The sequence below is a fragment of the Pseudomonas graminis genome, from assembly GCF_001705435.1.
Taxonomy (GTDB): domain Bacteria; phylum Pseudomonadota; class Gammaproteobacteria; order Pseudomonadales; family Pseudomonadaceae; genus Aquipseudomonas; species Aquipseudomonas graminis_B.
Genome location: NZ_MDEN01000046.1, coordinates 1 through 19,699 on the forward strand (window position 1 = coordinate 1; position 19,699 = coordinate 19,699).

The 19,699-nt window shown below is 63.5% G+C and carries 10 protein-coding genes and 1 pseudogene; 10 read left to right on the forward strand and 1 reads right to left on the reverse strand.

What is annotated here, in order from left to right:
- Nucleotides 1-473: 473 nt before the first annotated feature.
- Nucleotides 474-977, forward strand: a complete 504-nt coding sequence (locus tag BBI10_RS00980; protein ID WP_296312797.1) for a GNAT family N-acetyltransferase — start codon at nt 474-476, stop codon at nt 975-977.
- 591 nt (nt 978-1,568) lie between these two features.
- On the opposite strand, the gene BBI10_RS00985 is transcribed toward BBI10_RS00980, so the two are convergent.
- Nucleotides 1,569-6,425 (reverse strand): NAD-glutamate dehydrogenase, encoded by a 4,857-nt coding sequence (locus tag BBI10_RS00985; RefSeq protein ID WP_065986158.1) that lies wholly within the window; start codon nt 6,423-6,425, stop codon nt 1,569-1,571.
- A gap of 841 nt (nt 6,426-7,266) precedes the next feature.
- Here BBI10_RS00985 and BBI10_RS00990 point away from each other — a divergent pair.
- From BBI10_RS00990 to BBI10_RS01030, 9 genes and pseudogenes are all read left to right on the forward strand, one after another.
- Nucleotides 7,267-7,629 (forward strand): hypothetical protein, encoded by a 363-nt coding sequence (locus BBI10_RS00990; protein ID WP_065986159.1) that lies wholly within the window; start codon nt 7,267-7,269, stop codon nt 7,627-7,629.
- A gap of 187 nt (nt 7,630-7,816) precedes the next feature.
- Nucleotides 7,817-8,776 carry an AAA family ATPase gene (locus BBI10_RS00995; RefSeq protein ID WP_037013687.1) on the forward strand — a complete coding sequence of 320 codons (960 nt, stop codon included), beginning with the start codon at nt 7,817-7,819 and terminating at the stop codon, nt 8,774-8,776.
- A gap of 4 nt (nt 8,777-8,780) precedes the next feature.
- Nucleotides 8,781-9,725, forward strand: a complete 945-nt coding sequence (locus BBI10_RS01000) for a DUF58 domain-containing protein (RefSeq protein WP_065986160.1) — start codon at nt 8,781-8,783, stop codon at nt 9,723-9,725.
- Complete coding sequence (locus BBI10_RS01005; protein WP_065986161.1) at nt 9,722-10,213, forward strand: DUF4381 domain-containing protein; 492 nt, start codon at nt 9,722-9,724, stop codon at nt 10,211-10,213. Before BBI10_RS01000 ends, BBI10_RS01005 begins: the two co-directional genes overlap by 4 nt.
- Complete coding sequence (locus BBI10_RS01010) at nt 10,206-11,273, forward strand: vWA domain-containing protein (protein ID WP_065986162.1); 1,068 nt, start codon at nt 10,206-10,208, stop codon at nt 11,271-11,273. The genes BBI10_RS01005 and BBI10_RS01010 overlap by 8 nt, the downstream gene beginning before the upstream one ends.
- Nucleotides 11,270-12,638: pseudogene (locus BBI10_RS01015) on the forward strand (VWA domain-containing protein); the annotation flags it as partial. The gene BBI10_RS01010 and the pseudogene BBI10_RS01015, both read left to right, overlap by 4 nt.
- A gap of 361 nt (nt 12,639-12,999) precedes the next feature.
- Nucleotides 13,000-14,694 carry a BatD family protein gene (locus BBI10_RS01020; protein WP_065986164.1) on the forward strand — a complete coding sequence of 565 codons (1,695 nt, stop codon included), beginning with the start codon at nt 13,000-13,002 and terminating at the stop codon, nt 14,692-14,694.
- Nucleotides 14,695-14,761: 67 nt separating this feature from the next.
- The gene (locus tag BBI10_RS01025) at nt 14,762-16,003 is read left to right on the forward strand and encodes an exonuclease SbcCD subunit D C-terminal domain-containing protein (RefSeq protein WP_065986165.1); all 1,242 of its coding nucleotides are present in this window, start codon (nt 14,762-14,764) and stop codon (nt 16,001-16,003) included.
- Nucleotides 16,000-19,647, forward strand: coding sequence for an AAA family ATPase (locus tag BBI10_RS01030; protein WP_065986166.1), 3,648 nt, complete (start codon nt 16,000-16,002; stop codon nt 19,645-19,647). The genes BBI10_RS01025 and BBI10_RS01030 overlap by 4 nt, the downstream gene beginning before the upstream one ends.
- Nucleotides 19,648-19,699 lie beyond the last annotated feature (52 nt).

Sequence of the window (19,699 nt, forward strand, 5' to 3'; positions counted from 1 at the left end):
CGACGACGCTCCGTGGGCCCGCGCCGAACGGACATCCATGTCCTGACGGCGCTCTCGCCGCATCCATGCGGCTCGACCCACTACGCATCGTCTACGTTCGGCCTGCACCCAAGTCGCGTTTTGCGGTGACTGGGCTTTTTGCGTATGAAGATCAAAAGCAGATCAAAAGCTTCCCGGCTGAAGCCGGTCCTACGGGCGTACGCGCTGCTGTCAGCAGGACCGGCTATAGCCGGGAAGACGGCCTCACTGACTGCACGCGTTGCTTTAGTGGGACCGGCTTTAGCCGGGAAGGGGCCGGTGTGGGCGAGGGCAATTTCACGGCCTGGCACGTTGATCGTTCCCACGCTCCGCGTGGGCATGCATCCCGTGACGCTGCGCGTCACAACGTGCGATATCCATGCTTCTAGCCGTAGCCACGGCCGCAATCAGCCGCTTAGACTGTCCCCTCTTTCTGTTTTCAAAGGATGAATCCAGTGAATGTTGCTGTTGATCAGGTGGTGATCCATCGTTTTACCGAGGCCCATATCGAGGGTGTCACTGCGTTGTATAACGACCCTGAGGTGTGCCGTCAGGTGCTTCAGATGCCGTATCAGTCGGCCGATGTCTGGCGCAAACGGCTGGCGGGGGCGGATGACCGGTCTGTGAAGCTGGTCGCTCTGCATCAGGGTCAGGTGATCGGCAACATTGGTCTGGAGCAATACGCGCGCATTCGCCAGCGTCATGTCGGCGCGATCGGCATGGGCATCGCGGCGGCCTGGCAGGGCAAAGGGGTGGGGTCGAGGCTCATGGCCGCTGTGCTGGAAGTCGCGGACAACTGGATGAACCTGCACCGGGTGGAACTCACTGTGTTTGCCGACAACGAAGCCGCTTTGGCGCTGTACCGCAAATTCGGCTTCGAAACCGAAGGCCGCCTGCGGGACTACGCCATACGCGACGGCGTCCTCGTCGACGCTATCAGCATGGCGCGCTTTAAATAACCGATCAGCCTGTGGAAGAGCGACGCAGAGCGTCTGGGGATGCATACCCACGCGGAGCGTGGGAATGATCAACAGCATTCGCGAGCAAGCTCGCCCCCACAGGCAGGGTGTCCGATCAGCAAAACTGCCAGCATCCCCACTGGCCGCTTCCCGGCTAAAGCCGGTCCCACTAAAAGCACACCGCGTACACCCTGTGGGACCGGCTTCAGCCGGGAAGCTGTTGATCTGCCTTGCTTTTGATCTTTGAACACAAACAGTCCAGACACCGCCAATCGCGACTTGGGTGCAGGCTGAACGCAGGTTTCGCGCAGTGGGCCGAGCGGCATGGATGCCGCGAGAGCCGCCCCCCGCCATGGATGGCGGATGGCGGCGGTCCCACGTAGCGAGACCGGAGTGAAGGAACCCTGAGGAACGAAGGGCCAAACCAGGAGCAAGCACCCTTGGTTACTTGGGGTGCTTTTCCAAGTAACTCGCCGAAGGCGAAACAGTCTGCCCCCAGGCAGGCGCCCTTGACCTTGATCTCCCAAACGCAAAAACTAAAAAGCCCCGCGTCTCACAACGCGGGGCTTCCGATTACAGACGACTAAACCATCACACCACCGCCGTCTGCCCACTCATTGCCAGATCCAGCAACTCACGGTTAGCGACCGCATACATCGCATAATCATTACCACTCGCCGCACGCAACTCCACCAACATCGCGCGCCAGCGCTCGACCATCGGCAAATGCTGCTCCAGCCACAGACTCAAACGCTCCTCGACATCCGCAGGACCATTCGCCATCTGCAACACCGACACCGTAATCGCCCGCTGCTGCCAATCGATATCATCACGGAACGCCTCACGGGCCAGCGCCTGCCAATTGTTCTCCACCGGCAACGCACTGATCTGCTGCAAATACCACGTCACATCCAGCGAACTGCCCACCGCGAAATACACCTTCGCCACGTCCGCTGCATTCTGACCAGTCACATCAGACGCCTCGATGATCGGCAACAGCGTGTACAGGTGACTGGTACCCGCCACCATCCGCGCCAGCAGCTCCGGCACGCCGGCCGCGACGTACTCCTGATAACGCGTCTGCCAGACCTCACGGGTCGGCCCTTCCAGCAACTCGTCCAGCTTCAGACCCAGCGCCGCGATGTGCGGACCGAAGTGCGCCACATCACGCCCTGCGTCCAGCTCATTGCGACGGCTGCGCAAGAACCAGCGCGTCGCGCGACGACCCAGACGCATCAACTCATCCATCAACGCCAGCTGAATCTCCGCCGGGACCTTGTAGTCCAGCGCCTCGATCTGACGGAACCAGTGCGGGAGGTGGAAAATGTCACGCACGATCACGTAAGCACCGGCCACGTTGGCGGCGGTCATGCCGGTCGACTCTTTGAGCCGCTGCACAAAGGTGATGCCCATGTGGTTGACCAGATCGTTGGCGATCTGCGTGCTGACGATTTCGCGCTTCAGACGGTGGCGACGCATCGACTCGGAGAACTTAGCGCCCAGTGACGGCGGGAACGCCGTTTCCATGTCACGCGCCAGATAGTCGTCGTCCGGAACGCGGGATTCCAGCAGCGCTTCCTTGAGGTCGATCTTGCTGTAGGAGATCAGCACCGACAGCTCGGCCCGGGTCAGGCCTTTCTTCTCGGCGATGCGCTCGGCCAGTTGATCTTCCGCCGGCAGGAACTCGATGGCACGGTCCAGCTTGCCCCGCACTTCCAGGTCGCTCATCAGGCGCTTGTACTCGGCGATGCGCTCGTAGGCACGGCGCTCCGCCAGAGACAGGGCCTGGGTCTGCTTGTAGTTGTTGCCGAGGACGAGGTTGCCCACTTCGTCGGTCATGCTTTCGAGCAGCAGGTTGCGCTGCTTCTCGGTCATGTCGCCGGCCTGGACCACTTCGTTCAGCAGGATCTTGATGTTCACTTCGTGGTCGGAGCAGTCCACACCACCGGCGTTGTCGATGAAGTCGGTGTTGGTCGCGCCGCCCATCAGGCCGAATTCGACGCGGCCCAGCTGGGTCATGCCCAAGTTGCCGCCCTCGCCCACTACCTTGCAGCGCAGCTGATTGCCGTTGACGCGCAGTGCGTCGTTGGCCTTGTCGCCGACGTCTGCGTGGGTCTCGGTGCTGGCTTTGACGTAGGTGCCGATGCCGCCGTTCCACAACAGATCCACCGGCGCCATGAGCAGCGCGTGCATCAGCTCGGTCGGGGTCAGTTTGTCAGCGGTGATGTCGAAGCGCGCTTTCATCTGCGGGGTGATCGCGATGCTTTTCGCACTGCGCGGGAAGATACCGCCGCCTGCGGACATCAGGCTGGTGTCGTAATCGGTCCACGCCGAACGCGGCAGGTCGAACAGACGCTGACGCTCGGCAAAGCTGCTGGCCGGGTCCGGATTCGGGTCGATGAAGATATGCAGGTGGTTGAAGGCCGCCACCAGTTGCAGCTTGTCGGACATCAACAGGCCGTTACCGAACACGTCACCGGCCATGTCGCCGACGCCGATCACGCTGATGCTGTCCTGCTGCACGTTGATGCCGCGCTCGCGGAAGTGGCGCTGTACGCCAACCCACGCGCCCTTGGCGGTGATGCCCATTTTCTTGTGGTCGTAACCTGCCGAACCGCCTGACGCGAAGGCGTCGCCGAGCCAGAAACCGTAGTCGATGGCGATGCCGTTGGCGATGTCGGAGAAGGTCGCGGTGCCTTTGTCGGCGGCGACGACCAGGTACGGGTCATCGTCGTCATGGCGCACGACGTTGGCCGGCGGCACCAGTGCGCCTTCTTTCAGGTTGTCGGTGATGTCCAGCAGACCGGAGATGAAGAGGCGGTAGCACGCGATCGCTTCGGCCTGAATCTCGTCGCGGGTGCCGGTGGTCGGCAGACGACGGGGCAGGAAACCGCCCTTGGCGCCGACCGGCACGATGACCGAGTTCTTCACTTGCTGGGCTTTGACCAGACCCAGCACTTCGGTGCGGAAGTCTTCTTCACGGTCGGACCAGCGCAGGCCGCCACGGGCCACGTTGCCGAAGCGCAGGTGAACGCCTTCGACGCGCGGCGAGTAGACGAAGATTTCAAACTTCGGCACCGGCTTCGGCAGCTCGGGGATCAGGCGCGGGTTGAACTTGAAGCTGAAGTAGCTCTTGCTCTGGCCGTTGGCGTCGGTCTGGTAGAAGTTGGTGCGCATGGTCGCCTTGATCAGGTCAAGGTAGCGACGCAGGATGCGGTCTTCGTTGAGCACTTGCACGCCGTCCAGCGCAGTCAGAATCGCCTGCTCCAGACGCTGCTGCATGTCGTCGAGGTCACCGCCGCTCAGCTTGCGCGCCAGATAGAAGCGGGTCTTGAACAGACGCGTCAGCTCGCGAGCGATGTCGGCGTGGTTGTTCAGCGTGCTGGCGATGTAACCCAGGTCGAAGCCCAGACGGATCTGCTTCAGGTAACGCGCGTAGGCACGCAGCAACGCCACGTCGCGCCACGGCAAACCGGCGGTCAGCACCAGACGGTTGAAGGCATCGTTCTCGGCTTCACCACGCACGATGTGGACGAAGGCGTCCTGCAGCGTGTCGTTGAGCTGCTGCAGGTCCAGGTTCAGGCCTTCGCCGTAAGTGAACGCAAAATCGTGAATCCAGAACTCGCGGCCGTTGGTGTGGCGCAGGCGGTACGGGAATTCACCGAGTACGCGCAGGCCGAGGTTTTCCAGGATCGGCAGCACGTCTGACAGCGCCAGCGGCGTGTCAGCGTGGTACAGCTTGCAGTGCAGCTGCGCCTTGTCGCCGGACAGCGGCTGGTAAAAGCTCATGACCAGCGGATTGGCTTCGGACAGGCTCAGCACGTGTTGCATGTCGACCACGGCGGAGTGCGCGGCGAAACGCTCGCGGTAGCCGGCCGGGAAACCTTTCGGGAAGTCGGCCAGCACGTTGGTGCCCTGAGCTTCGCCGAAGCTTTCGATGACCAGACTGGCGTAGTCGTCTTTCCACGAACGGCAGGCCTGGATGACTTCGTTTTCCAACTGCTGCGGATCGATGTCGAGGGTGACTTTCGGGTCCACACGCAGGATCAGCTGCACGCGCGCCAGCACCGACTCGGAGAAGAAGGTCCAGAACTCGCAGTCGGTGGCTTTCAGGCGATCCATCAGCACTTGCTGAATCTTCTGACGGACTTCGGTGGAATAGACGTCGCGCGGCACGTAGGCCAGGCAGTAGCAGAAACGGCCGTACGGGTCCTTGCGCAGGAACACGCGAATCTTGTTGCGCTCCTGGATCTGCACGATCGACATGACGGTGGTGAACAGCTCGTCCACCGGGGTCTGGAACAGGTCGTCGCGGGGCAGCACTTCAACCACTTGCGCCAGTTCCTTGCCCAGGTGCGCCTTGGCGTCGAACCCGGAGCGGCGCTCGACTTCAGCGACCTTGCGGCGGATGTACGGAATGGCACGCACGCTTTCGCCATACACCGAGGAGGTGTACAGGCCCATGAAGCGCGATTCCTTGATGACCTTGCCGTCGGCGTCGATCTGGCGGATGGACACGTAGTCCGGGTACGCCGGGCGATGCACGCGGCTCGGGTGCGCAGCCTTGGCGAACGACAGCAGGGTCGGCTCCTGCAGGTAGTTCACTGCATAGCCTTCGATGTGCAGGTCTTCGGCGGTGAGCCCTGCGCGCAGCAGTTTGGTCAGGCCAAGGAAGGACGACGGGTCGTACTGGAGCTGACCGCCCTCGCCTTCGCTGCTGACGGTGAATTCTTCATAGCCGAGGAACGTGAAGTGGTTGTTGACCAGCCATTCGAGGAACACCTTGACCTCGGATTTCTCCTCCGGGTCAATGGTGTACTCCGTGGCGTCGATGCCGGCCAGCAGCTCGTGGAGCTTGGCTTTCATCGGCTCGAAGTCTTCCACCGCGACGCGGACTTCACCCAGCACCTGCTCCAGTTCGCGGGCGAGCACGTTCAGCTCCGCGGCATTGGCGCAACGGTCGATCTCCAGGTACATCAACGATTCTTGCAGCACGCCGTCGCCGCTGGTGCCTTTTGGCAGCAGTTCGAGCAGTTGGCCTTTCTCGTCGCGACGCACGCTGAGCACGGTGGTCTGCAGCGTGTGGATGCTGTAGCCGCGGCGGTTCAGTTCGGTGCGCACCGAGTCGACCAGGAACGGCAGGTCGTGGTGCAGCACTTCGACGGCGGTGTGGGTGGACTGCCAGCCGTGACGTTCGTAATCGGGGTTGTAGACCCGTACCTGCGGCGTGCCGTGCTCGAAGCGTTCGAGCAGGCGCCAGGCCGAGAGGGTGCAACCGGCCAGGTCAGAGAGTCTGCGCTGGGTGAGTTCGTCGAGGGAGATGATGCCGAAGAATTGTTCGGCGAACAGCGCCACTTGTGGCAGTGCCTGTTCGCTGATGTGCTGAGCCAGTGCCGCTCGCAGTTGGTGCTGGAAGTCGGACTTGCTGGCTGCGGTGAAGAACGCCATCTGTGGTACTCCGATTGGCTTGAGCTTTTATATAGGAGAGATGCGTGTGTCGGGTGGAGCTTTGTGTTTGCCTCGTTTGCGTCTGGTCGATGATAGTCAGCATAACGTGACAGAGGGCAATGCGATTGGCACTGCGTGAATTACTAACGCTTTTGGTGTGTGTGCCGTCACATTTGTTCGGCTCGGGTGCAGCTTAACGAGTGGCGCCCTGAATCTGCTTGCGATGCTGCGACATATTCGGACATCGGGTTGCAGACAGCGGCTTGAGGGAGCGGCTTGAGGGGACTGATTTATTTACAGTGCTTCATCGTAAATCAATCTGTCCCCGGGGTACGCGGTGCGGCTAGAAGAAGATCAAGAGCGTCGGCCTAACGGCCTTGGTTTCGCCTTCGGCGAGTTACTTGGAAAAGCACCCCAAGTAACCAAGGGTGCCTGCTCCTGGCTTGGCCCTTCCTTCGTCAGGGTTCCTTCACTCCGGTCCCGCTCCGTGGGCCCGCGCCGAACGGACATCCATGTCCTGACGGCGCTCTCGCCGCATCCATGCGGCTCGGCCCACTGCGCGAGACCTGCGCTCAGCCTGCACCAAAGTCGCGTTTGGCGGTGCCTGGACATTTTGTGTACGAAGATCAAAAGCAAAAGCTTCCCGGCTGAAGCCGGTCCTACAGTCATCGCCAATCCCACTTAGTGCTAAGGGGACTGATTTATTTACAGCGCTTCACCGTAAATTAATCTGTCCCCGGCGGATCGGTCATTCAACTGCCAACCGCAATATCCAGCAAATCTCCCACAAGACTGGCAAAATCCATCCCTGCCCTGCCCCCCAGCCACAGGAATCACCGCCATGCAAATGACCACCGACAGCTTCATCTATAACCCATGCGACGAGGAGGAAGATGATATGGCGCTGGCCTGTTGCTATGGCAGCAGCACCGGTGATCTGTTTCTGCTCGCGCGTTTCCCCGATGAGGATGAGGTCGATATCACGTTTCGTGACGACACTATCCATGTCGAAGACAACATCACCGTCACCCTGAGCGCCACTCGGCTGTTGGTCGAAATCAACGCCGCCGACGCCAAACCCTTGGGCGGCGACGCCACGTACGACATTACCCACAGCACACCTGCCAATGAGCTGACCGAGCTGGACGCCACGCTGCGGATCATCCTCAGCGGTGTCGGGACGTACGTCAGCCAGATCAACTGAGACCTCCCCGGCATCGGGCCCCAATTGACGCAAATGTAAGACAGTTCTTGTTTTTGCCCCGTCCTTTGCTGAAAAGCCGAAAAAACCCGCCGGCCGATTAGTCGGCGCCCCTGCGATGGATTAAAGTAACGCCCCCAGCTTCGGCGCCACTTGGCGCTGCTGCCTCTCCTGCCAGGAACTGTCATCGATGGAACATCGTGAAGCGTTGATCGCGCTGCGGACCTTTCTCTCCACCCAGATTCTCGGGCAGGAGAAACTGGTTGAGCGCTTGCTGATCGCGCTGCTGGCCGACGGTCACATGCTGGTCGAAGGCGCGCCGGGACTGGCGAAGACCAAGGCGATCAAAGAGCTGGCTGAAGGCATCGAAGCGCAATTCCATCGCATTCAGTTCACCCCCGACCTGCTCCCGGCCGACATCACCGGCACCGAGATCTATCGTCCGGAAACCGGCAGTTTCGTGTTCCAGCAAGGCCCCATCTTCCACAACCTGGTGCTGGCCGACGAAATCAACCGCGCGCCGGCCAAGGTGCAATCGGCGCTGCTGGAAGCCATGGCCGAGCGTCAAGTCAGTGTCGGGCGCAGTACCTACGACCTGTCGCCGCTGTTTCTGGTGATGGCGACGCAAAACCCCATCGAGCAGGAAGGCACCTACCCGCTGCCCGAAGCGCAGCTCGATCGGTTTCTGATGCACGTCAAGATCGGCTTCCCGGACGCCACCGTCGAACGCAAGATCCTCCAGCAGGCCCGGGGCGAAGCGCTCAACGGCGAGACCAAGCCCGAGCGCCGGGTCAGCCAGCAGGCGATTTTTGCCGCGCGCAAGGAAATCCTCGGCCTGTACATGGCCGATGCCGTTGAGGAATACCTGGTGCAGCTGGTAATGGCGACCCGCACGCCCGCCAAGTTCGATGCCGAGCTGGCCGAGTGGATCGGTTATGGCGCAAGCCCCCGCGGTTCGATTTCCCTGGACCGCTGCGCCCGGGCCCACGCCTGGCTGGCCGGGCGGGATTTCGTCAGCCCGGAAGACATCCAGGCCATGGTCTTCGACGTGCTGCGTCACCGCATCATTCTGTCGTTCGAAGCAGAAGCGGCGGGTATCGATCAAGACCGCGTGATCCAGCGCATTCTCGACGTCGTGGCCGTCGCCTGACCCCATGCAACCCTATCTGATTTCCCAACCGGGCATTCGCATCAGCCTCGCCGAGCTGATTGAAATGCGTCATCGCGTGCGGGAAGTGCAGCTGTTCTCCACCCCCAGCCAGCGCAGCCCGCTAATTGGTCTGCACCATTCCAAGCTGCGGGGGCGCGGGGTGGACTTCGATCAGGTCAGGGTCTATCAGGCCGGCGACGACGTCAGGACCATCGACTGGCGCGTCACCGCCCGCACGCAAGAACCCCACACCAAGCTGTTTCACGAAGAACGCGAGCGGCCGATTTTCATCATGGTCGAGCAAAGCCGCCGCCTGTTTTTCGGGTCCGGGCTGATGTTCAAGTCAGTCCTCGCCGCCCAGGCTGCCGCGCTGGTGGGATGGGCCGCACTGGGCCACAACGACCGGGTCGGCGGGCTGGTGTTCGGTGACAACGAGCATTACGAAATCAAGCCGCGACGCAGCAAGCAAAGCCTGCTGCAACTGCTGAACCGGCTGGTGCGAGTCAATCAGTCGCTGCATACCGAGGCGGCTGCCGACCGTGACACCTTCGGCGTGGCGCTGCGTCGTGCGCGGGAGGTGATGCGTCCGGGCAGTCTGGCGATCATCCTGTGCGACGAGCGCGCGCTGTCCGATTCGGCCGAACAGCAACTGGCCTTGCTGTCACGGCATTGCGACCTGTTGCTGCTGCCGCTGTCCGATCCGCTGGACCATGCGTTGCCCGCCGCCGGTTTATTGCGCTTCGCTGACCGCGGCGCGCATCTGGAGCTCGACACCCTGAACGCCGACCTGCGCCAGAGCTACCGTGCCCAGGGCGAGGCGCGTCAGGCGCGCTGGGAACTGCTGGCGCAGAAACTGCGCGTGCTGTTGATGCCGCTGAGCACTCAGCGTGAAATGGTCGAGCAATTGCGCGAGTACCTCAACGGCCAGCGTCCGGTGAAACAGCCATGAGTGCGCTGGACCAGCTGCAACCGCTGATCCTGCCGGAGCCGGTCGGGTTCTGGCCGCCCGCGCCGGGCTGGTGGCTGTTGCTGATCCTGCTGCCCGCGCTCGGCTACGGCCTGTGGCGAGCGCGCACGCTGCTGCCAAAAAAGGCCAGCGCTGACACCGTCGAGCCATTGGACCCCTTGCGCCAGGCCGCACTGGTCGAACTCGCGCAGATGCCCAAACCCTACGACGGCGCACCGGCCGGAGCCTGGCTGCAACAGATCAACGGCCTGCTCAAGCGCCTGTGCCGCAATCACTACCCCTACAGCCAGAGCCACACCCTCAATGGCCGCAAATGGCTGGCGTTCCTCGACAACCGCTGCCCGGCCGCCGGCCTCACGCGCTGGATGATCCTCGTCGAGGGCGCCTACAAGCCCGAATGCAAACTCGACGACAAGGCCATCAACGGCCTGACCCAGTCGGTCGAGACCTGGATTCGCAAGCATGTTTGAGTTCGCCTGGCCGTGGCTTTTCGCCCTCCTCCCGCTGCCCTGGCTGATGCGCCTTGTGCTGCCCGCCGCAGACAGCGGCGAAGCGGCGCTGAACGTCAGCTTTCTCCAGGAGCTGGAAGGTCTGGCCGGGCGCCGTGCGCGAACCCATTTGCCGGGCTGGCGGCGACAATTGCCGTTCGTGACCGTCTGGCTCCTGTTGCTGGTCGCTGCCGCCCGTCCACAATGGCTGGGCGAGCCGTTACCGGTTGCCGCCAGCGGCCGCGATCTGCTGGTCGCAGTGGACGTGTCGGGATCGATGGATTACCCGGACATGGTCTGGAAAAACGACGAGGTCAGCCGCCTGACCCTGGTAAAAACACTGCTGGGGGACTTTCTTGAGCACCGTCAGGGTGATCGCATCGGACTGATTCTGTTCGGCAGCCAGGCATATCTGCAGGCGCCGCTGACCTTTGACCGCAAGACCGTGCGGGTCTGGCTGGACGAAGCGCGGATCGGCATTGCCGGCAAGAACACCGCTATCGGCGACGCGATCGGCCTGGCGTTGAAGCGTCTGCGCCAACGCCCGGCCCAGAGCCGCGTGCTGATTCTGGTCACCGACGGCGCCAACAACGCGGGCCAGATCGACCCGAGAACGGCCGCGCGTCTGGCCGCCAGCGAAGGCGTGAAAATCTACCCCATCGGCATCGGTGCCGATCCCGATAAAGGCGCCACCAGCATTCTTGGCCTCAACCCCAGCCTGGATCTGGACGAGCCTGCGCTGCGGGAAATCGCCGCAGTCAGCGGTGGGCAGTATTTCCGCGCGCGCAACGGTGCCGAACTCGCCGGCATCGGCAAGGCGCTGGACCGGCTTGAGCCGGTGGCACAGCAACCGACCCAGGCACGTCCGGCCCGGGCGCTTTATCACGTGCCGTTGGCGATGGCCCTGTTGCTGAGCCTTCTGCTGGTGGTCCAGGAGCGCTGGCCGAACAACCCGGTTTACCGCCTTTTTTCGCGCCGCCCGACGCTTGTACAGGCCACGCTGTGGCGTGAACGCTTGAAGCGCCTGACGAGGCGCCCATGATCGACTTTCTCTCCGGTCTATGGCCCCATTGGTCCCGCCCTGGCTGGCTGCTCCTGTTGCCCGCGCTCGGCTGGCTGTTGTGGCGGTTATGGAATCGGCAGAAGCGCGTCGGGCGCTGGCAGATGATTTTGCCCAGCGCGTTTCATTCAGCGTTGCTCAGTGGCGGCGGTGGCCGGGACAGCAAATGGCCGTGGGTGGTACTGGGTCTCGGCTGGTTGCTGGCGGTCCTGGCACTGCTCGGCCCGAGCTGGCAGCGTGTCGAGCAGAACAGTCAGCGGCCGGTTGATCCACTGGTGGTGATGCTCGAACTGACGCCGGAAATGCTCGCCGCCGACAGCCCGCCCACCCGCCTGGAACAGGCGCGACGCAAAGTGCTCGACCTGTTACAGGCGCGCAGCGATTCACAGACCGCGATCATCGTGTATGCCGGCAGCGCCCACACGCTGGTGCCGCTGTCGGACGACCTGGCGACCAGCAAAAACCTGCTGGATGCGATCAAGCCGTCGATCATGCCCGAAGCCGGCCAGCGCGCAGACCTCGCCGTGCGCAAGGCTCTCGACTTGCTGGAACAGGGCGACCTCGGTCAAGGGCGGCTGCTGTGGATCGGTTCGTCCCTCAGCGACGCCGAGCGTCAGGGCATTCGCACCGCGATGACCGGCCGCGACGCCCCTCCTTTATTGATGCTCGGCGTCGGCACCGCTGAAGGCGCCCCGGTCACCCAGGAGAAAGGCGGTTTTCTGAAGGACGCCCAGGGCGGCATCCTTGTGCCGCGTCTGGACGGGCCGGTGCTCAAGGATTTCGCCGACGGCATGGGCGGTCGCTACACGTCGCTGCGCCTGGACAACCAGGACCTCAACGACCTCGGCCTGCTCGACGGTCCGAAGAGTCTGATCAGCCAGGGCCAGAAAGTGCGCCTCGACCGCTGGGCCGACCAGGGCTACTGGTTGCTGTTGCCGCTTCTGCTGCTGGCCGGTTGCGCCGGGCGACGCGGTTGGTTGTTGTGCCTGCCGTTGCTGCTGATGGCCGTGCCGCAACCCAGCTATGCCTCTGGTTTCGACGACCTGTGGCGCCGCCCCGATCAACAGGGCGAGCACCTGCTCAAGCGGCATCACCCGGCAGAAGCCGCGCGGCATTTCGAAGACCCGCAGTGGCAAGGTGTCGCGCTATACCAGGCCGGTGACTACGCCGGCGCCGTCCAGCGCTTTGCCCAGGGCAGCAGCGCCGCCGACCATTACAATCGCGGCAATGCGCTGGCCCGAAGCGGTGAGCTGGAAGCCGCCATCGACGCCTATGAACAGGCGCTGGAGCGTCAACCGGACTTCCCGGCGGCGTTGGCCAACAAGGCGTTGGTGGAACAGGTGCTGGAGCAGACCAAGGCATCGGATCAGGGGAAAGCCGACGAGAAGGCGAAGACTGACGAGAATGCCGACAAGGCCCGCGAAGGCAATGCCGGACAGTCGTCGTCGAGCGCGCAGTCGGCGCCGCAGGAGGCCAATGCCGACCGCTCGGCCAGCGATCAGCAAAGCGCCGCCGACGAGCAGGCTTCCGGCGCAGGATCCGACAGCGATGAGCCGGCGCGTGCCTCGGGTAAGCCGGGCGACGGGCAAATCGATGGCGAGCAGAAACAGGCGCTCGAACAATGGCTGCGGCAGATCCCCGACGAACCCGGTGAGCTGTTGCGGCGCAAATTCTGGTACGAACAACAGCAGCATCAGGAAAAGACCCGATGAGTCGTCTGCACAGGTTGCTGATTGCAGGAATGTGGTGCCTGTTCGCTCTAGTGGCGCAGCTGGCCCAGGCCGACAGTGCGGGCTCCACGCTGCAATCCAGCGTCGACCGCACGCGCGTCAACACCGGCGAAACCGTTGAACTGACCCTTGAAACCGACGACGCGACCGTCTTCGGCAGGCCGGACATGACCGCGCTGGACACCGACTTCGAAGTGCGCGACACCCGCCAGCTCAACAGCCTGACCACACTGGAAGGCAACGTTCACGCGACGACTCGCTGGCTGATCACGCTGATGCCGCGCCACAGCGGCTCGATTGAGATCCCGTCGCTGAAGCTGGGCGAAATGATCAGCAAGCCCATCGTGCTGCAGGTGGTCGATGTCGGCCCCGTCACCCAGGGTCAGGAGCAGAAGCTCGCCCCGGTGTTCATGGAGGCGAGCCTCGATCAGGACAGCGTGTATGTTCAGGCGCAGGTCTTGCTCACCGTGCGCATCTACCACTCGGTGTCGCTGTTCGACGACAGCAGCCTGACGCCGCTGCAAGTGCCGGACGCGCGCATCGAAAAGCTCGGCGACACCCGCACGTACGAGAAGCAGATCAACGGCATTCGCCACGGCGTGATCGAAATGCGCTACGCGCTGTACCCCCAGCACAGCGGTAAGCTGACCATCCCGGCCCAGGCGTTCAGCGCCACGCTGGTTCAGGACACCACCGACGCCAGTGCGGCCGCCGCCATGGCACCGGGCGCAATCGCCAGCGGGCCGAAGCCGGGCCGATTGATGCACGTGACATCGCTGCCCCTGACCCTCGACGTCAAGCCGCAACCGGCGCACTACCCCGCCGACACGCCATGGCTGCCGGCGCGCAGTGTCAGCCTCAGTGAGAACTGGAGCCCGGAGCCGGCCCACAGCCAGGTCGGCGATTCCCTCACGCGCACCTTGCAACTGAAAGCCGAAGGCTTGTCCAGCGCGCAGTTGCCGCCGCTGCCTGCCACCGACGTCAGCGCATTGCGGCGTTACCCCGATCAGCCGCAACTGAGCAACAAGCCCGGTGAGCGCGGTTTGACCGGCGTGCGCGAGGAGCGGGAAGCGCTCGTCCCCAACCGTCCCGGCGCCATCGAGATTCCCGCTATCGATCTGGTCTGGTGGAACACCCAGGAAGATCACCTTGAACACAGCGCCCTGCCCGCCCGCACCTTGCAGGTCAGCCTCAATCCGGCGTTTGCCGTGGACACGCCCGTGAGCGACAACAGCAATGTGACGGTGATCGGCCCGCCGGTGTGGCCGTGGCAGTTGAGCACAGTGCTGTTGAGCTTCACCACGTTGCTGGGCTTCGGCCTGTGGTGGCGCGGTCGTTGGCAACCGGCGCTGGCCCGGGTCGCGCAAACGGGGCCGAGTCCGCGTACAGTGCTTGACGACCTGAAACGCGCCTCCCTGGCCAACGATCCCCACGCCACCCGCCAGGCGCTGGACGCCTGGGCCCGACAGCAGCCGGAAACCCTGGCCGATATGGCTGCGCGCTTCGTGCCGCTGTCCCATGCGCTGGACGGCCTGAACGGCGCGTTGTACAGCGAGACCGAAAAATTGTGGCTGGGCGAAGACCTCTGGCGCGCCGTCAAAGCGCTGCCCGCCATCGAAAACCCCCAGGACCCGAGCGGGGGCGACAGCTTGCCGCCGCTTTATCCGAAATGATTTCCATCGATCAGCGCATTCTCCGGTCACAGATAAAATGCGCTGATTGTTAAACCAAGGTACCCCCATGCGTCTGTTCCACACCTCCGACTGGCACCTCGGCCAGAACCTCCATGGTCAGGAGCGAGATTTCGAACACGCCGGCTTCCTGACCTGGCTGCTGGCCCGTCTCGCCGAGCGCAAACCGGATGTCCTGCTGATCGCCGGCGACATCTTTGACACGGTCAATCCGCCGGTCAAATCCCAGGAGCGGCTGTACGACTTCATCGTCAGCGCCCACGAACAGAACCCGCACCTGACCATCGTGATGATCGCCGGCAACCACGACTCCGGCTCGCGCATCGAGTTGCCCGCGCCGCTGATGCGACGCCTGCGCACCCACGCGCTGGGTCGGGTGCTGTGGCTTGACGATGGCGTGCTGGACGTTGACCGACTGCTGCTTCCACTGAGCAACGCCAAGGGCAAAGTCCTCGGCTGGTGCCTGGCGTTGCCTTTTCTGCGGCCGGCCGAAGTCACCGGCGCGGCGTTGGGCGACAACTACCTGCGCGGCATCGGGCAGGTCCACGACATGCTTATCGCCGCGGCGAATCAGCGGCGCAAGAAAGGCCAGGCCCTGATCGCCATCAGCCACGCGCACATGGCCGGCGGCTCGGTGTCGGAAGATTCCGAACGCAGCCTGATCATCGGCAACGCCGAAGCCCTGCCCGCCAGCCTCTTCGGCGAAAGCATCACCTACGTGGCGCTCGGGCATCTGCACAAACCCCAGCGGATCAACGGCGAGGACCGCATTCGCTACTGCGGCTCTCCCATACCGCTGTCGTTTTCGGAAATCGGCTACCAGCATCAGATCCTCGAAATCGAGTGCGACGGCGACAAGCTGGTCAGCGTCAAACCACTGCTGATCCCCCGTGCCGTCAACCTGCAACGGGTCGGCCCGGCGCCACTGGCCGAGCTGTTGCTGCAACTGCGGGATCTTCCGGACATCGATTTGCTGGCTGACGTCGACCGTCAGCCGTGGCTCGAAGTCCGTGTGCGTCTGGACGAACCTCAGCCGGACCTGCGCAACCAGATCGAAGCCGCGCTGGAGGGCAAGGCCGTGCGACTGGTGCGCATCGCCGCCGAATACGCCGGCAAGGGCAGTCGTGATGAAGACGCCAATCAAGACCTGATCGAACTGGACCAGTTGAGCCCGCAGGAACTGTTCAGCCGTGCATGGCAGGACAGCTACGGCAGCGAAGTGGATGAGCAGACGCTGCAGGACTTCGCGACCCTGCTTCAGGACGTGCAGCTGGAGAGCGAGCAGCCATGAAAATCCTCGCCATTCGCCTGAAAAACCTCGCCTCGCTGGCCGGCCCGTTCGAGCTGGATTTCACCGCCGAGCCCCTCGCCAGCGCCGGCCTGTTCGCCATCACCGGCCCCACCGGCGCGGGCAAAAGCACGCTGCTGGACGCCCTCTGCCTGGCGCTGTTCGGCGCGATTCCCCGGCTCAACAACATCGGCCAGTCCCGCGTGCCGGAGATCGACGGCGACATCAGCACCAACGACCCGCGCAACCTGCTGCGTCGCGGCACCGGCAGCGGTTACGCCGAGGTGGATTTCGTCGGCATCGACAAGCGCCGTTATCGCGCGCGCTGGGAAGCCAACCGCGCCCGTGACAACGCCACGAAAAAACTCCAGGCCAGCCGCCAGACGCTGATCGACCTGGACAGCGGGCAGATTCTCAGCACGCAGAACAAGACCGAGTACAAGACCCTGCTGGAAGCGCGCCTGGGGCTGAACTTCGAGCAGTTCACCCGGGCGGTGATGCTGGCGCAAAGCGAATTCAGCGCCTTCCTCAAGGCCGACGACAAAGACCGCAGCGAACTGCTGGAAAAGCTCACCGACACGGCGATCTACAGCCAGCTGGGCCGTCGCGCCTACAGCAAAAGCAAGGAAGCCGAGGAAGCACTGAAAACCCTCCAGGCCCAGGCCGGCACGTTGACGCCGATGGAGCCTGCGCAGCGCGCCGAGCTTGAGCAGCGCTTCAACGACGCTCAGCAGCAACTGAAGCTGGAACAGGCGCAACTGCGCCAGTTGGAGCTCAAGCAGCAATGGTTCAAGGAATTGAATCGCCTGCGCGACAGCCACCAGGCCGCCAACGAACAGCTCGCCAGCGCCCAGCAGACGTGGGACGCACACAGCGCCGATCGTCAGCAGCTCGCGCTGCTGGAGCGTCTGGCGCCGCAGCGGCATCTGTTCGGTCAGCGCGCCCGGCTGCAGGCTCAGCTCGCGCCGCTCACCGCCGCGATTCAGGCCCATCAGCTCAAGCAAACCGGGCTCGATGGGCGCATCGCCGAGCTGGACAGCACACGCATCAGCGCCGAAGGGGCGTTGCAGCAGGCGCAGGAACAACTGCTCAACGCGCGGCCGGCCCTGAGTGAAGCGTTCGAACAGCAGGCCCAGCTCAATCATCTGAATCAGGAGCTGCAACCGCTCGGCGAGCAGGCGCGCGCCGCGCAGCAAGCCAGCATTGAGGGCCAGTCGATGCTCGAGCACCTGGGCGAGCAGCAACGCCAGGTCGAAGTGCGTTTGCAATCGATCGCCGAGCAACTGGAGCAGAGCGCGTCGCTGACCACCTTGAGTCAGTCGTGGAGCGCCTACAGGCCGCGTCTGCAGCAAACCGTGCAACTCAGCGCGCGCCTGATTCAGGGCCGTGGCGAGCTGCCGCAGCTGGAGAAAAACGCCACCCTCGCCGAGCAGACCCTGAGCGAACGCCGCAGCGCCCTGCAGGCGCTTTACGACGACGCCGAGGTCAAGGCCGATGCGGTCAGCCACGACATCGAGCGGCTGGGGCAACTGCTGCAAGACAACCGCCAGCAGCACAGCGCCAGCGACTCACTTGAACGTCTGTGGCAGCGCCATCAGGACGTCGCCGGCCGCCTGCTCGACGTGCAAACCCGCCAGCAGCAGGCCACCGAACGTCGTGCCCAAGGCATCGCCCAGGGCCTGAAACTCAAGGCCGAACATGAAGCCGCCGAGCAGGCGCTGAAGGTCACCGTTGAACTGCTGCAACGCCAGCGCCTGACCCGCAGCGCCAGTGTCGAGCAACTGCGCGAGCAATTGGTCGATCAGCAACCGTGCCCGGTGTGCGGCAGCGAAGACCATCCGTATCACCAGTCCGAGGCACTGCTTGAAGCGCTGTCGGGCCACGACGACGGCGAGGAAGCGCGCGCCCGGCAGACCGTCGGGCAGCTCAGCGAAAAGCTCGCCGAGCTGCGCGCCGAAGTTGCTGAGCTGAACAATCAGCTTAAGCAGTCCAAGCCGCAGCAAGACCAACTGGCCGAACAGTTGCAAACCCTCGCGCCTGAACTGGAAGCTCACCCGCTGCATCCGCGCCTGATGGAGCAACCCGAGCACCTGCGCGGGGACTGGCTGAGCGAACGCCTGCATCAACTGGCCCAGGACATCCTCAGCGCCGAGCAGCGCCAGAGCCGTCTGCTGAAAGTGCAACGGGATGCCGAATCCCTGCAGCAGCAGGTGCTCGATGCCCGCGAGGCCAGTCAGCAGGCGATGAAGCTGCTGGACGATCAGCAACGCCACATCGCTCTGGACAACCAGGAGTTCGAAGCGGTGCTGCAGGAGTTCGAGCCCCTGCTCCCCGCCGAAAGCCTGAGCCAGTGGCGCGAGTCGGCGACCCAGAGCTTCATGCAGCTGGACAACGACATTGCCGCCCGCGTCGAGCAGGTCGATCAGCAAAAGACCGAACAACAGGAGCACAGCGAGCGGGCGCAAAAACTGGAGCGCGAGCAGGTTGCGCAGCAGAGTCGCGAGACAGAACATCAGAAGTTGCAGGCGCAACTCGCTACCCGTCAGCAGCAGCAACAGACTGTGCAACAACAATTGGCGCGGACCCTCGGCGACCATGCATCGCCCGAGCGCTGGCAGCACGCCCTTGAACAGGGGGTTGAGCAGGCCCGTGAGGCTCATGCCGCCATCGCCCACGAACTTCAAGTGGCGCGCAGCGAACTGATCAAGGTGACTGCGGAGCTGGAGGGCGAACAACAGCGCTTGCAAACCCTCGAACAGGAGGTGGCAGAGCTCGAACGGCAGATCGCCGAGTGGCGCAGCAGCCACAGCGAGCTTGACGATGCCGCCCTTGAAGCCTTGCTGGGGCTGAGCGACGACAGCGTCAGCGGGTTGCGTCAGCAATTGCAGTCCAGCGAAAAAGCCATGGAGCAAACCAGGGTTCTGGTGGCAGAGCGCGCGGCGCAGTTGCAGCAGCATCAGGCCCAGCACAGTGACGGTGGCGACGCTGAGCAGTTACTTGCGGCGTTGACCGAAGCGCAGGCGCAATCGGTGGTTCAGGATCAGCTGTGCGCCGACTTGCGTGCCCAGGTCAGTGAAGACAACCGCCGTCGCGACGCCAGCAGCGAGCTGCAAGAGCGCATCGCTCACGCGCAGTCCGAATACCAGCGCTGGGGCCGCCTCAACGCGCTGATCGGCTCGGCCACCGGCGACACGTTCCGCAAGATCGCCCAGGCCTACAACCTTGATCTGCTGGTGCACCACGCCAACGCGCAGCTCAAGCAACTCGTGCGTCGCTATCGCCTGAAACGCGGCGGCAGCATGCTCGGCCTGCTGGTCATGGACACCGAAATGGGCGACGAACTGCGCTCGGTTCACTCGCTCTCGGGCGGTGAAACGTTCCTGGTCTCCCTGGCCCTGGCGCTGGGCCTGGCGTCCATGGCGTCCAGCACGCTGAAGATTGAATCGCTGTTCATCGACGAAGGCTTCGGCAGCCTCGACCCCGAATCCCTGCAACTGGCCATGGACGCCCTTGACGGACTGCAGGCCCAGGGCCGCAAGGTCGGGGTGATCTCCCACGTACAGGAAATGCACGAGCGAATCCCCGTGCAGATTCAGGTCCGGCGTCAGGGCAACGGCCTGAGCACCGTCGAGGTCAGCAGCGGCTAAACCGTTTTTTCACGACGCACGGACACGCCTGATAGCGTTTCTGTGCAACCCT

Bases quoted from the DNA above. Each gene is read 5' to 3' on its own strand.
- BBI10_RS01030 (WP_065986166.1), top strand. From the start codon at position 16,000: ATGAAAATCCTCGCCATTCGCCTGAAAAACCTCGCCTCGCTGGCCGGC.
- BBI10_RS01000 (WP_065986160.1), top strand. From the start codon at position 8,781: ATGCAACCCTATCTGATTTCCCAACCGGGCATTCGCATCAGCCTCGCC.
- BBI10_RS01010 (WP_065986162.1), top strand. From the start codon at position 10,206: ATGTTTGAGTTCGCCTGGCCGTGGCTTTTCGCCCTCCTCCCGCTGCCC.
- BBI10_RS00995 (WP_037013687.1), top strand. From the start codon at position 7,817: ATGGAACATCGTGAAGCGTTGATCGCGCTGCGGACCTTTCTCTCCACC.
- BBI10_RS01025 (WP_065986165.1), top strand. From the start codon at position 14,762: ATGCGTCTGTTCCACACCTCCGACTGGCACCTCGGCCAGAACCTCCAT.
- BBI10_RS01005 (WP_065986161.1), top strand. From the start codon at position 9,722: ATGAGTGCGCTGGACCAGCTGCAACCGCTGATCCTGCCGGAGCCGGTC.
- BBI10_RS00985 (WP_065986158.1), bottom strand. From the start codon at position 6,425: ATGGCGTTCTTCACCGCAGCCAGCAAGTCCGACTTCCAGCACCAACTG.
- BBI10_RS00990 (WP_065986159.1), top strand. From the start codon at position 7,267: ATGCAAATGACCACCGACAGCTTCATCTATAACCCATGCGACGAGGAG.
- BBI10_RS01020 (WP_065986164.1), top strand. From the start codon at position 13,000: ATGAGTCGTCTGCACAGGTTGCTGATTGCAGGAATGTGGTGCCTGTTC.